Origin of the sequence: Calothrix sp. PCC 6303 (genome assembly GCF_000317435.1) — a bacterium.
In the GTDB taxonomy this organism is placed as follows: Bacteria; Cyanobacteriota; Cyanobacteriia; order Cyanobacteriales; family Nostocaceae; genus PCC-6303.
Genome location: NC_019751.1, coordinates 6,658,740 through 6,673,373 on the forward strand (window position 1 = coordinate 6,658,740; position 14,634 = coordinate 6,673,373).

Here is a 14,634-nt window from a genome sequence, read left to right on the forward strand (position 1 = left end):
ATTTATTCATATAACTTAATATTTTTTTATAAGTTAAGGAAAGACAAATAAAAATTAATAAAATATTACAGATGAGAACACAGTTCAAAGAACCCTTGCTAATTGTGGAGGATAGTAATGAAGACTTTAAGATACTACAACGATTGATGCAGCGTCTCGATGTGCAAAATCCGATTTATCGCTGTAGTAGTGGCGATGAAGCTTTAGAATTCCTTGAGCGGATTGGTAATGACAACAACTCAGATATCTCCTCTAAACCATCGGTAATCTTGCTTGATCTCAATTTACCAGGAATAGATGGTCGAGATATCCTCTCTCAAATCAAACAAGACAACAAATTTAAAGAAATTCCCGTTGTTATCTTCACTACCTCCTCAAACCCCAAAGACATCGAACTCTGTTATCAAAAAGGTGCAAACGGTTACTTAATTAAACCCATGAATGCCGACGAATTAAAAAAGATTGTCCAAGCATTTGTAGAATTCTGGTTAGAAGTAAACACAATTCCCTAATCAACCGTCAGCACAAATTATAAAATGCGACGATTTTCAGAAAAATAAATATATCTGGAGAAGTTTTACTAAGTAAATTTACTTAGCTTTTATTCTATTCAAATTTTCCCCATGATTCCTATTCACCAGGACAATTAAGCAACTAATGAAATACTAGAAGGATTACTTTGATTTTCCTCACCATCTTGAACCTGAATCATGGGCTTAATCAAGTTATCTGCTGTCTCCAATAAATATTTGGAGTAAGCACAAGCAACTATAGATAGTCTCTTCGCAGTTGGAAAAACCACATACCAATTACGTTGAATTGGAAAACTCTCAACATCTAAAATTGCGAGATCGCGGTTATCTGCATTCAAGGTATAGCGGGAGAGAATGGAAATACCTAAACCACTAACAGTCGCCTGCTTAATTGCCTCATTACTCCCCATCTCCACTTTAAATCTAACTTTGACACCATGCTCATTTAGGTGCTGTTGGATAGTTCTGCGTGTTCCTGAACCGGGTTCCCGCATAATTAAAGACTCAGATGCTAAACGCTGAATAGGAATGTTTTTTTGTCCCACTAAAGGGTGATTTATTGGTGCAACCACAACCAACGAATCCTCTATAAATGTCTTACTTGTCACATTCACATTCTCTGGAACTTGGGTAGTAATATACAAATCATCTAAATTTCTGAGAATTCGCTCAACGATATCTGTATCGTTAGCAATTTGCAAAGAAACCTCAACCCCCGGATAAATTTGACAGAACTGCTCTAAAGTTTGAGGAATTAAATATACTCCCGTTGCAATTACTGCTAAACGCAACTGTCCCTGCTTTAACCCCTTAAAATCTGCCACCTTAGTTTCAAACTGGGACAACGTATCAAACATCTCCTGACATGTACCTAATAATTCTCTCCCGACATCAGTCAGATACTGCTGTCTGCCAACTTTTTCAAACAATGGCAAACCCACCGTCTGCGTCAACTCTTTAATTTGCAAAGAGACGTTGGGTTGAGACATAAATAATTCTTTTGCCGCACGATTGAAGCTACCATACCTGACAACTGCATCGAAAACCTTTAGTTGATGTAAAGTTGGTTGGTTCAAGGTAAACACTCCTTAATGATACATACGTATGGAAACTGTCAAAAAATGAAACAAAACATAAAGAGAATCTTAAGATTGTAAACATGTACAAATGACAAAACTTTATAAAAATTTATAAGTCTGATGAGAATTTAATATGTATCTCAAGTGTTGACTTGCATAATTAAATATGAATTGTGATTAAATCGAGAGGCTCAGATCCTCGACTTCTTCAATAGACATCTCCGAAAAAGACGTAGAGACGTAGCATTGCTACCTCTCTACAACCGTCATTTTTATCTTGACAGACCACTAGTTCTGTAGATAATGAATAAATTAAAAAACCCAGCTTCATCAAAGACTGGGTTTTCTAATTAATATATAATTTGTGGTGCTGATTACAGCAGCGAGGACTCTGCATAAATCTACTGCAATCAATAACCACCACCAATACCAACATTTGTGTTAAAAATATCAGCACCAGCTAAATCTGCACCAACCATTACAGCACCATCTAATTCAGCGCTGTAAAGATGAGCATTGCTTAAATTTGCATTGGTGAGATTTGCATAGTTTAGGCTAGTGCTATTAACAAAAGCATAGCTCAGGTTTGCCTCTTCTAAATCAGCACCAGTTAAATCAGCACCTTCTAGATTTGCACCTGCCAAGTTTGCACCTTTTAAATTGGCATTCCGTAAGTCAGCACCAATTAAATGAGCGCCTTTGAGGTTTGCACCTCGTAAATTACAAGCGTAACATTCTCTGGTTTCGAGTAAATGTTGAACATCACTTTTCATATCAGCTTGTGCTGAAATCGGAAGGGATAGAGTGATTGTACTGGCTATAGTTAAAGCTGTCAGAAATAATGATTTCATTTTATTTATCCCCACACTGTTTAGTTTATTATCTGTTAGTTTTGACTACAGCTTGGTTGGAATCAATTCCCGAAAAACTGAGATTATTTTCTAGATGAGAACTTCTACTTGTTCGTTTTAGAGATAGTGCGTGACGTTAAAAGGGCTGGGTGTGTATAGCCTGATGGCATTAAAGAAAAGCGACAGCGTAACGCACCGTTCATAAGGGTTTGAGGTTTAAAAAACTTGCATTCAGATTTATTGGAGCACAAAAAAACAGAAAAAATCAAGGTAAAACTGTTCCCTGTTAAGAGTTCCCCCTTCCCTGCCTCCACTAGAAGACTTTTACAGCTAACGCTGCGCTGTGCGAACAGCAGACGCTACCCTATATATGTTTTATTTTTCCCAGTGTCCCAATCAAATTAACGATAACCTGCGGCTTGAAGGGCAAACAAAGTGGCATATCTTCCACCCATTTGCAGCAATTCTTCGTGGGTACCGATTTCTAGGACTTTCCCCGATTCAATTACCATAATTTTGTCTGCCATCCTTACCGTTGAAAAGCGATGGGAAATCAGGAAAACCATTTGGTTTTTAGTCAAGCTGCGGAAATGGTTAAAGATTTCAAATTCAGCTTGAGGATCCATAGCAGAAGTTGGTTCATCTAAAACCAGGATATCTGCACTGGTTCGCATAAAGGCACGGGCAAGGGCAATTTTCTGCCATTGTCCTCCTGATAGTTCTTGTCCAGCTTTAAACCATTTTCCTAATTGAGTGCTGAAACCTTCGGGAAATTTTTCGATAAAAGGTAATGCCATACCTTTATCTGCTGCTATTTCTCTCAGTTCCCAGTCTTCCATCCTTTCCACATCACCAACACCAATATTCTCCCCCACTGTGAATTGGTAACGAACAAAATCTTGGAAAATGACACCGATACGTTTTCGCAATGCTTCCACATTCCAAGCTTGTAAATCTAAACCATCTAGGAGGATTCTGCCGGATGTGGGTGTATAGAGTCGAGTTAAGAGTTTGATGAGGGTAGTTTTCCCAGAACCATTTTCACCAACTATGGCGATTTTTTCGCCTGGTTTGAGATGGAAGGAGACATGTTGAAGAGACGGTTGGAAGCTATTAGGGTAGCTAAAGGACACATTTTCAAAGCGGATGCCATCGCCAATTTTAGTTCCTTGGGTTGCATTTCCTTGGGCTTGGGGAATTGCCACTTCGAGAAATTCGTAGAGGTTGGAAAGGTAAAGATTATCCTCGTACATGCCACCAATTGATGAAAGGGCAGAGGAAAATGTAGTTTGTCCTTGGCGAAAAACGGTAAGATACATGGTCATATCGCCGAGAGATATTTTACCAGCAATGGTTTGGATGACAATCCAAGCATAGGCAATGTAAAAAGTAGCGGTGCTAAGTAATCCTAATAGGTACCCCCATACTCCCCGTCGCCAAGTTAAGTCCCGGTCTTCGTGATACAGTTGCTGAAAAACATTGCGATAGCGTCCTAAGAGCATTTTCCCCAGTTGGTAAAGTTTTACCTCTTTGGCGAAATCTTCCCGCGCTAGGAGAATCTCTAAATAGTGCTGTTGGCGGGTTTCTGGGGCGCGCCAACTAAATAGACGGAAGGCTTTATTCGCAAATTTGGTTTCGGCGAAAAAGGCGGGCATGGCGGCGAAAATGAGAACCACCACAGCCCAAAGGGAAAGCTTGGTTAGGAGTATGCCGTAGGTAACTAGAGAAATGGCACTTTGAACTAGGCTAAAGGTGCGAGTTACTAGTGATAGCGGACGAGATGAGGCTTCGCGGCGGGCGTTACTCATTTTGTCGTAGAATTCCGAGTCTTCAAACTGGGTGAGTTCTAGGGTGAGAGCCTTTTCGAGAATCATCTCATTGACTCTTTGACCAAGTAAGACTCGTAATAAAGATTGACAAATACTTAGTCCCCGCTGACTGGCAGTGAGTAATGCGATCGCACTTGCTTCTAAACCCACATATATTAAGGGATTAGGAGTATTGACATCTGCTACTTGTTGAGCAGATAAAAGTACCGCATCAACAATCAATTTGCCAATGTAAGCAATCCCAGCAGGTAAAAGCCCCGCAACTAAGGTGAAGACTGCCAGCATAACCGTTAAAGTTCGGCTGGTAGTCCATACAAGATTAATAGCTCGACGGCTGTAGCGAAAGACCGCGAGTGATTGACGTAGACCGTAAAATTTCTTACGTATTCCCATATAAAAATCATAGGGGAAATTGTCGCCAAAAGACAGATCCTTCCTAAAATTTTGTCAAGATTAGAAGTCAAAATAGTAAACGCTACTGAAATTCAAAGGAATCAATTGCAGCTTCCACGATTTTTAAAAAGCGATCGTAGTCCTCAATTTTAGCAGTGTAGGTAATAATATAAGCCTTGCTCTTGTTCAAAGTCAAAATTTTGAGATGTTTCAGGGTCTTATTAGCATTTTTAGTTGTATAGACAATTTGGTAAGCTTCTTTATTTCCTAAACCTGTTGTCGAGTCTTCAATTAGATTTTGGATACCGATACCTTTGATAATTTCATTTTTAGAGTCCTTTAAAGTACCGTTAGAGTCTTCTAAGCTAATAGTTATATTTTCTTGGAAATCATCATTGGGACTTTCTTTTTTAGAAACGAATGACACCCAATTACCAAAGGCACTATTTGAGTCTTGTCTTTTCCAACCTTCAGGATATTTAAAGCTAATTCCCATTTCTTTATAGGGAGATGCAGCTAACTGAATTTGATAATTTGTCGTCACTGATGCAACTTGTGTATTGGATTTGTACCAAAATCCAGCTAATCCAAAAGCTGCAACTAATCCAGTTAAGCCAATTAATATCTTTTTCTGAATTTTTCCATGAGATGGCGATTTTTCACCTTCTTTTAATAACTCAATCGCACTCATCAATTCTGTAGCATTTACGTAGCGATGACGATGGTCATAACGTACCATTTTATCAAGAATGTCGGCAAAATCAGAACTAACTTTGATATGATCGCGCCAGCTAATTTCTCCATCTTCTCCCCTCGGCATTTCCCCTTTATTGTTGAAATAAATTCCTGTCAAAGCTTGAATACAAATCACTCCCACTGCATAAATATCGCTAGATAACTTTGGTGTTCCTGCTGCTTGTTCTGCTGGCATATAACCAGGGGTTCCTATGGCAACTGTAAATGTTGTTTCTCCTTGCTGAGTTACTTGTAAATTGGTAATTCTTTTAACAGCCCCAAAATCTATTAAGACAATCTTGTTATCTAATTTTCTTCTGCGAATATTAGAGGGTTTGATATCACGATGAATCACATTATTTTCATGGACAAACGCTAAAATTTCGACGATTTCTGTCAATAATTTAATTACTTCAGGTTCACTAAGTTTAGTTGCAGATGGAGGAATTTCTTGGCTGAGATCGTGACCTTCAATATATTCTTGAACTAAATAAAAGTCTTGATTGTCTTCAAAATAGGCGAGTAATTGGGGTATTTGATCGTGTTTACCCAAATTTTGTAATGTTTCTGCTTCTTGTTTAAATAGACGTTTGGCAGCTTTTAACTGTGCTTCATCATCGAAGCGGGGTTGTAGCTTTTTGACAACACATCTAGGATTTCCGGGACACTGGGTATCTTCTGCTAAAAAAGTTACACCAAAGCCACCTTGCATTATTGAATGGATTATTTGATAACGCTCTTTTAGTATTTGATTCAGCATTTCTTTATTTTAAATTCGCTATAGTTAATGTGCCAATAAGTACAAAGCTTTCAATTGCTTCTTTAAATATTAATTTAGCGTTATTCTTATTGAAAATCTATGGTTTTCCTGATATATCTAACTATAAATACGGAAATCTACAAATATCACTTGTAGTTTTTTGAGGTTGGTTGAGATTCGTCAAGACTTCGTTATTCAAATACATAACTTATCGTGAATCACTTAACACTATGATAAAAAAAATGTCAGGGTTTTTGCTCAAGTCTTCTAAGAAACTTCCACGATTTGGGGCTGTTCAACCAAATCAAATCCAAGGTCTTTGGCTTTTTTCTTGAGGTTACTAATAGCCCGTTGTTTGTATTTATGCTCATAAGAATTAGCACCAGTGTCAACATAAGTGTCTCCATGTTTCCACATGTGGTAAAAAATGCGGGCAAGTTTGTGAGCAGTGGCAGTAATTGCTTTGGGGGCACCAAGTTGAGCTTTTTTACGACGATAGAAAGCACCAGCAGCAGATTTAGAGGAAGCAAGGGATTGAGCAGCAACCCGTAGGGCAGTAGCAGCACGATTAACAACTTTGCGGGTTTTTGAACTGAGGACTTTGCCACCACTAATACGACTACCAGGGCATAAACCCAACCAAGATGTAAAATGTTTAACAGTTGGGAAACGCCCAGGATCAAGCCCAACTTCAGATAGTAGGGTTTGAACAGTTAAAACACCGAAGCCATCGATAGCAGTAAAATCAACACCACTAATACGGTAAAGATGAGAGCGTAAATCAAATTGAGGTGAGTTACCCTTAGTTTTTTTAGTTTTTTCAGGGGGTAAGGGGGTTTATCTCCATTTTTGTCCTCAAAGCTGCCTAGATACTGCTCAATTTCGATATCGCACAGTTGAATTTGAGCAATATAAATTTCATACAGGTGTAATTCTTGTTTGAGAACAAAAATATGTTCAGTTCGGTAATCTCCTGTCAAGGCTTTCTCAATCTCTGTGATACTGCTTTTAACCCGACAATCTTTCATCGATGCCAATACTTTTGGGTCACGTTCCCCCCCAACTATTGCACGTATTATTTTTAAGCCTGTAATACCTGTAATATCGCTTAGTACTTGATTGAGGTGTAGATTCATCTCTTGAAGAGCTTTTTGCATTCGCAATATATGAGTACTACTACTACGAATCAGATTATCTCGTTGACGGATGTAGCTACGTAAAACACAAATTTGGTCTTCTGGTCTAAATGAACCTGATAACAGCCCATAGGTGTGTAATTGTTGTAGCCACTGACAATCTAGGACATCACTTTTGCGCCCCGGCACTGTCTTGACGAAATGAGCATTTACTAAACGTACTTCAAATCCACTTGTCTCCAATATTTGAAACATCGGAATCCAGTAAACGCTTGTTGATTCCATTGCTACTGTTTTGATTCCGCATTGCTTCAACCAAGTAACCATTGCCTGTAAGTCTGATGTAAAACAGCCAAACCGTCGTACCGACTCACTATCTCTGCCTATTGGTACACTTACCCAATGTTCGCTTGCTCCTATGTCTATACCTGCTGCATTTGGATTGATCAGTTCAAACCCTTTTTGTGAAAACACTTGAGCTTTTTCGCCAACTGATACTTGTTTGTTCTTTCCTTGCTTTTTCATCTCCAAAACTCCAGCAATTAGAAGCATCCTGACCTGGGAATGATTAAAAATTATAATTCTTCTAAGCGGGATAGCAAAATAATTTACTTCACCAATCTCATAATCTCTACTCCCAGAACCACGCTCTACAACGGACTATTAATGCACCATTGACGCTCCGGTTTTGGCTGTCTGAATGCTTCTAACAGCATACCTAAAATTTGTATTTCTATTTTTAAGTTTCTTTAACCCATAACGGGGGATGCGAAGCCCCCCGTTAACCGCTCTACAGTAGCACTCCTGAGCATACCAACCGTTTTCGTCAACAGTACCCAACCCAGTCGCGCAGCCAACGCAGATTTTTATTGTGCGGTTCAGGGTGGGATTCCCACAACATTCTTCACCCGTTCAGATAACGGAAAAAGAGCAATAGTGCGCTGGACATCCCAGGTTGCGGGATTAAGCAGCAAACAGCGTTGTTTTGCAGTATCTCGCAATTTTCAGAAAAATCTCGATAATGGCACTCTCATCCTCATTATTGACGGTGTAGTTAACAGACAGCGTGTAATTTGTGGAGCAGTGAATCTGAATGATGATTGTACTAAAGAGACTCTATTGTTTACTCTAAAGCCAGGAAGTAGCCCCAAGGAAGTTATCCGAAGTTTACTTGATAAAAGAGGTTTAGCATCTGGAGAAGTTCAAAGTCAGACTAGTGATAGTTCGCGGGTTGCCATTAAGTTTGAGGCATATTTGGGTGGTTTAATTCCAGAACCATAACTCTGGAGTTTGAGAAAAACCCAGCACAACTATTTTTGTTGCACTGAATGCCCCAAATAAAAGAACCCCACCCCCTGCCCCCTACCCCGCTGGCGGGGAGGGGGAGTAATAAATTAAATCTTAATCTTGTTCCCTCCTCGCTAGCGGGGAGGGTTAGGGTGGGGTAATTCGAGGGCTGGTAGTGATTCGGGGACTTGTATGTACACCTTAGTTCTGCTTGTACAGAGGGAATAAAGAGATAGTCCTAAATCAATTACTTTTAAATCGCAAATTTAAACATGCAGCTATGAGAAATTTTACAATCCTGAGTGCAGCATTAATCGGTACATCAATCGTACTCATTCAGCCATACATAGCTGTCGCTATAACCCAACAGGAAGTTGAGCAAATCGCCCAGCAAATAACAGTACAAATTGTTGATGCTCAAAATTCATATAATTCTGGTTCGGGTGTAATTATCAAACAAGTTGGCAATACTTACACCGTTATTACTTCTTATCACGTAGTTGATAGAGGTAAGAAAAATATAATTACACCAGATAAACAAAGTTATCAAATTAAAAATATCAAGCAGTTAAACAAATTAGATTTAGCGGTAGTTGAATTTAGCAGTAATCAAAAATATACAGTTGCCAAAATTGGCAACTCGGATAAAGTCGAGAAACAAAACATAGTTTACGTCGCTGGATTCCCTGGGAAAACAGCAGCAGCACCAAATGTTGATTTTAAAATCAAAGATGGTAAAGTCGATGCCAAAGGAACCCAAGATGATGGTTATGATATTGGCTACGACAATCGTACCTCTAGGGGGATGAGCGGTGGTGGAGTATTTAACGAACAAGGGGAATTAATTGCCATTCACGGGATAGCAATTACCGAACCATCGGAGGAGAACCCAGAGGAAAAAGTAATTAGTGGTGCTTTGGGAATAACTATTTATTCGGCATTGCGACAGTTGGTAGCAGTGGGTGTGGATGTAGGTGTGAAACCACCCGATGTTGTGGCTGTTGCGCCAAACGCAGATGATTTCTTGATTAAAGGGAATGAGAAATCCAGTAATAAAGATTATCGAGGGGCAATTGCTGATTACAGCGAAGCAATTAAACTCGATCCCAACTATGCCGATGCCTACTACGGACGGGGTATAGTCCGCAGTAAATTGGGAGATAAACAAGGGGCAATGGCTGATTACACCCAAGCTATCAAAATTAATCCAAACTTAGACGTAGCCTACCACAACCGGGGTGTTGTCCGCAGTAAATTGGGAGATAAACAAGGGGCAATAGCTGATTACACCCAAGCTATCAAAATTAATCCCAATTTAACCGAACCCTACAACAACCGGGGTGTTGTCCGCAGTGAATTGGGAGATAAACAAGGGGCAATAGCTGATTACAACCAAGCTATCAAATAGGACTTACGCACTGTACAAAAGGGCTATGTTGTGTATTAACGTTAATACGTTGTTTCAGGCTTTTATAAATTACCCTTTCTTGGTTTCTATCGCTTGATGGGGAACAGAAAAACAAGCTTTAGCGCTGAAAACCATACCCCCTATTTTGATTTTTCTGTCAATGCGTAAGTCCTATCAAAATTAATCCCAACGATGCCGATGCCTATCTCAACCGGGGTGTTGTCCGCAGTGAATTGGGAGATAAACAAGGGGCAATAGCTGATTACAACCAAGCCATCAAAATTAATCCCAACTTAGACGTAGCCTACTACAATCGGGGTTCTACCCGCAGCGACTTGGGAGATAAGCAGCGGGCAATCATTGATTTCAACCAAGCTATCAAAATTAATCCCAACTATGCCGAAGCCTACAACAACCGGGGTTTTGCCCGCTATGAATTGGGAGATAAACAAGGGGCAATAACTGATTACACCCAAGCCATCAAAATTAATCCCAACGATGCCGAAGCCTACAGCAACCGGGGTATAGCCCGCAGTGAATTGGGAGACAAGCAAGGGGCATTAGCTGATTTCAACCAAGCCATCAAAATTAATCCCAACGATGCCGAAGCCTACAACAACCGGGGTGTTGTCCGCAGTAAATTGGGAGATAAACAAGGGGCAATAACTGATTACACCCAAGCTATCAAAATTAATCCCAACTTAGCCCAAGCCTACAACAACCGGGGTGTTGTCCGCAGTGAATTGGGAGATCAGCAAGGGGCAATCCAGGATTTTCAGAAGGCTGGGGAATTGTTAAAGCAGCAGGGTGACAATGCCAAGTATGAGCGGGTGATGAAATTAATTGAGCAGATACAAAATCTGCGTTAGTTGTGTTGCTTTACCCGGTGTTTAGATCCCCTCTAGGAGGCAAATAACAGTCGTGCTGAGTGATGGTGAAAATGGGTTTTTATTGGTTGGGCGCTGGAAATAGTCGCATTTAGTGGTGGTAAAACCCGTTTTCTTTGGGGTAAGCGTCTAATTGCTGATGCGAAGAAATAGAGTTAATCCTTGCCAAATTTTCCTTGCAGTTTCTTGAAAACTTGGTACATCTCAGGAAGATGATTCAGAATTACCGAAATTCTCAGGTATTGTTTATGTGGCATGGCTGGCATTCCCGAAACAGTTTGTCCGGCGGCAACGTTGGTGTGTATACCTGCTTTGGCAGATGCGATCGCGCCATCGCCAATTTTAACTTGGTTGGATACTCCCGATTGTCCCGCTAAAATTACCCGATTACCAATTTTCGCTCCCCCAGCAATTCCCGACTGACCTGCAAATGCACATCCAAAGCCCACTTGGCAACCGTGTCCGACTTGTACCATATTGTCAATAATAGTACTTTTACCAATGCGAGTTTCTCCCACTGCTGGACGATCGATTGCACTATTACAACCAACTTCGACATTATCTTCTAGAACTGTGTAACCAGATTGTTCCATTTTTTCCCAACCGCTACGGGTGGGAACAAAGCCAAAGCCTTCAGCACCAATGACTGCACCACTATGAATTGTGCAGTTATTCCCGATGCGGGTACGTTCGTGGATACTGCAATTAGCATGAAGAATTGTACTGTCACCGATTTGAACATCAGGGTAAATCACAACATTGGCATGAATGCAAGCACCATCACCAATTTCGACCCTCTCTTCAATCACTGCATGGGCACCAATATAAACGTTATTACCAACTTTAGCAGTGGGGTGAATCACAGCAGTGGGGTGAATTCCTGGTAATGGTTGCCAAGGTTTATAGAATAACCTGATGGCTTGGGCAAATAATAACTTTGGTTCTGGTGCCGACAGCCAAGCAATATTTAACTGGGTGGCTTTTGCTTGCAAAGCTTCATCGGCAGGTAAAATTAAGGCACCAGCATTGGTTTTTGCGACAAAGCTGGCAAATTTTGCCCCTTCAATATAACTTAAATGATTGCTGGTCGCCTGATCCACTGCTGCTAAACCGGAAATTTCTGGGTTACAGTCATTATTAGCATTCCAGCTAGTGGTGGTAGCTGCATCGCCAAGTTTTTCTACAATTTCGCTAAATTTCATCGTTGAGTTTTGCTAGTCTTGAATAAAAGTTAAAGTTTTATATTATTAGGTAACGTGTTCAAACAAAGATTAGTTTCCCATTAAAGTTACAACAAGTCATACCTATAGACAATCAGGTCTTTGTTACATACATCTGCGCTTCCCCTATATTCTCTATCTTCCCATGCCTATCTACGTATATTGGGGTGAAGATGACTTTGCCTTAGAAAAAGCCGTTTCAGCATTACGCGATCGCATTCTTGATCCGATGTGGAGTAGTTTTAATTATGTAACAATAACCCCTGAACAAAGCGATGCCGAAATTGAGGGCTTAAATGAAGCTATGACACCTCCATTCGGTGCAGGGGGACGTTTAGTTTGGTTGGTAAATTCTCCAATTTGTCAACAATGTCCAGAAAATCTTTTGGCAGAATTACAGCGAACCCTCTCCGTAATTCCGGAAACATCAGTACTATTAATTACTAGCCGTAACAAACCTGATGAACGTCTCAAATCCACCAAGCTACTCAAACAATTTGCTCAATTTCAAGAGTTTCCGGTGATTCCTCCTTGGAAAACTGAGCTACTAATTCAAGCTGTGAACCAAGCTGCACAAACTACAGGGGTCAAACTCACAGCCAAAAGTACTGAGTTATTAGCCTCGGCTGTAGGCAACGATACTAGGCTCCTGTATAATGAATTGGAGAAAATTCGACTCTATGCGGGTGATAGCAACAAACCCCAAGATGAGAACGTCATAGCTCAATTAGTTAGAAACACCACTCAAAATAGTCTGCAACTTGCAGCGGCAATTCGTACAGGAGATACTAATCAGGCTTTGATTTTAGTCACCGACCTTATTAATGCTTCAGAACCAGGTTTACGAATCGTTGCTACCTTAATTGGTCAATTTCGCACCTGGTTATGGATCAAAATCATGATCGAAGGAGGTGAAAAAAATCAACAAGAAATTGCAAAAATGGCAGAAATAGGTAATCCTAAACGGATTTACTTTCTGCAACAGGAAGTTAGTACTCTTTCTGTTAAGCAACTTGTGGGAACTTTACCGCTTCTTCTTGATTTAGAAGTCACTCTCAAACAAGGTGGGGCAGAACTAGCAACACTACAAACCAAAATTATCGAACTTTGCCAATTATGCCAAAGAACTAGACAATAAAGTCGGAAGCAACAAAATATAGATAGAAGTGTCAAATTTGTGTGACTTTAAATGAAAATACTCTTATATGCTTAAGTATAGTGGAACAAGGTATTAATGAAGCTTGACTTTAACTCTAAATACTTCTCAACTTCCTACTTTTGGTTCCATAAGTCATTTGGCTTCCGTCAGCTTAATCCAAGCTTATAACTTTCGACTTTGACATTCTATTTTGATAAATATTTGTGAGAAATCATCTTTTGTGGAACTTCTTATACATAAAATAATTCCCAGTAATTAACCTCTAGATACTTTTATTGTTCTTAATCCACCAATGACAGAAATATATTACCCTAATTCCCATAGTCATAAACTTATAAACTCCCATAAGTCTATATTTTCTCGTTCAATGGCAATCTTGGGTGTAGTTGCAGCTGTCTTTCTATGCAGTTCCCCAGCAAAAGCCCAAAATCCACCCAATAAAGCCGAAATGACTAGCTATGCTAAGGCAATGTTGGCAATGGAAGCACCACGCCAACAAGCTTTTGATGAAATTAAGAAGTTAGTGGGTGGAAACGAAATTCCCCAGATTGTTTGTAATGACCCCAAGAGTTTAAATAATTTGCCTGGAAAAGCAAAAAATATCGCAGTCAATTACTGCGCTCAAGCTAAAAAGATTGTGGAAGAAAATGGTTTAACCACTGAAAGCTTTAATCGTATGACTGTGGAAGTTCAAAATAGTGAAAATTTGAAGAATCAAATGTTTAAACTATTAATTGACTTGCAAAAAGTTCCGGCTTCCCGTTAAATAAAAGTCTGATATAAATCTGTTATCTGTGGTCATATTTGATTGTTGTTCTTAATCAACGATTTATGACCTTTTTTTTTACTGTTTATTGTGTGTTTCTTGAGAATGGTCATTCTGTTGGGTCTGCACTTGTGCCAATTCTCTGATAGAGTTGCTAATATTGCCAGACCTGGGAAATTCCCTTTTACCAGCAGTCCAACCTTCACGTTGAAGGGATCTATCTCCGTCAGTCTCTTCGGTTGGGTCATGGAATAAAATTTGTCTGGTTGGATAAGGTAAATCGATACCATTTTCCGTGAGTTTTTTCTTAATTGCACAGAGAACGCGATCGCGTGAAGCTAAATCATCTATCCGACGCGGTGGATTTATCCACCAACGTGCGCGGATATTAACGGTGCTTTCGGCTAAATCCATCACCAGTACATCGGGAGCGGGATCTTGCAAAACCTCATTAACGCTATGCATTGCTTCGAGGATTAATTGCTTGGCTATGTCAATATCATCACTATAGCCAATCCCAACATCATACTGCAAACGACGATTATCAAAAGTAGTATTCACAGTCACCGAATTAGTAAATAAGGTTCTACC

General features: G+C 39.9%; 9 protein-coding genes and 3 pseudogenes. 5 read left to right on the forward strand and 7 right to left on the reverse strand.

Annotation, left to right across the window (positions count from 1 at the left end; genetic code table 11):
• The first annotated feature begins 71 nt into the window (after window positions 1-71).
• Window positions 72-512, forward strand: a complete 441-nt coding sequence (locus CAL6303_RS27065; protein ID WP_015201031.1) for a response regulator — start codon at window positions 72-74, stop codon at window positions 510-512.
• Window positions 513-646: 134 nt separating this feature from the next.
• On the opposite strand, the gene CAL6303_RS27070 is transcribed toward CAL6303_RS27065, so the two are convergent.
• The 5 genes and pseudogenes from CAL6303_RS27070 to CAL6303_RS27090 all read right to left on the reverse strand — a co-directional run bounded on the left by CAL6303_RS27070 (window position 647) and on the right by CAL6303_RS27090 (window position 7,868).
• Complete coding sequence (locus CAL6303_RS27070; RefSeq protein WP_015201032.1) at window positions 647-1,609, reverse strand: LysR family transcriptional regulator; 963 nt, start codon at window positions 1,607-1,609, stop codon at window positions 647-649.
• Between the two features lie 413 nt (window positions 1,610-2,022).
• Entirely contained in the window at window positions 2,023-2,463 is a 441-nt protein-coding gene (locus CAL6303_RS27075; protein ID WP_015201034.1) for a pentapeptide repeat-containing protein, read from the reverse strand.
• A gap of 401 nt (window positions 2,464-2,864) precedes the next feature.
• Window positions 2,865-4,685 (reverse strand): ABC transporter ATP-binding protein, encoded by a 1,821-nt coding sequence (locus CAL6303_RS27080; RefSeq protein ID WP_015201035.1) that lies wholly within the window; start codon window positions 4,683-4,685, stop codon window positions 2,865-2,867.
• Between the two features lie 82 nt (window positions 4,686-4,767).
• Complete coding sequence (locus CAL6303_RS27085; protein ID WP_015201036.1) at window positions 4,768-6,180, reverse strand: serine/threonine-protein kinase; 1,413 nt, start codon at window positions 6,178-6,180, stop codon at window positions 4,768-4,770.
• Between the two features lie 267 nt (window positions 6,181-6,447).
• Window positions 6,448-7,868 (reverse strand): annotated as a pseudogene (locus CAL6303_RS27090) (IS110 family transposase).
• Between the two features lie 258 nt (window positions 7,869-8,126).
• Between CAL6303_RS27090 and CAL6303_RS27095 the strand changes: the two are divergent.
• Window positions 8,127-8,597, forward strand: a complete 471-nt coding sequence (locus CAL6303_RS27095) for a COP23 domain-containing protein (RefSeq protein ID WP_255348466.1) — start codon at window positions 8,127-8,129, stop codon at window positions 8,595-8,597.
• A 286-nt stretch (window positions 8,598-8,883) separates the two neighbouring features.
• Window positions 8,884-10,880: pseudogene (locus CAL6303_RS31770) on the forward strand (tetratricopeptide repeat-containing serine protease family protein).
• A gap of 173 nt (window positions 10,881-11,053) precedes the next feature.
• On the opposite strand, the gene lpxD reads toward CAL6303_RS31770, so the two are convergent.
• Complete coding sequence (lpxD, locus tag CAL6303_RS27110; protein WP_015201039.1) at window positions 11,054-12,100, reverse strand: UDP-3-O-(3-hydroxymyristoyl)glucosamine N-acyltransferase; 1,047 nt, start codon at window positions 12,098-12,100, stop codon at window positions 11,054-11,056.
• A gap of 163 nt (window positions 12,101-12,263) precedes the next feature.
• Here lpxD and holA point away from each other — a divergent pair, with 163 nt between their 5' ends.
• Together holA and CAL6303_RS27120 are read left to right on the forward strand one after the other, a co-directional pair.
• Window positions 12,264-13,256, forward strand: a complete 993-nt coding sequence (gene holA, locus CAL6303_RS27115) for a DNA polymerase III subunit delta (protein WP_015201040.1) — start codon at window positions 12,264-12,266, stop codon at window positions 13,254-13,256.
• A gap of 313 nt (window positions 13,257-13,569) precedes the next feature.
• Window positions 13,570-14,043 (forward strand): DUF4168 domain-containing protein, encoded by a 474-nt coding sequence (locus CAL6303_RS27120; protein ID WP_015201041.1) that lies wholly within the window; start codon window positions 13,570-13,572, stop codon window positions 14,041-14,043.
• A 78-nt stretch (window positions 14,044-14,121) separates the two neighbouring features.
• On the opposite strand, the pseudogene CAL6303_RS27125 reads toward CAL6303_RS27120, so the two are convergent.
• Window positions 14,122-14,625, reverse strand: a pseudogene (locus CAL6303_RS27125) (mechanosensitive ion channel domain-containing protein); the annotation flags it as partial.
• Window positions 14,626-14,634: the final 9 nt, after the last annotated feature.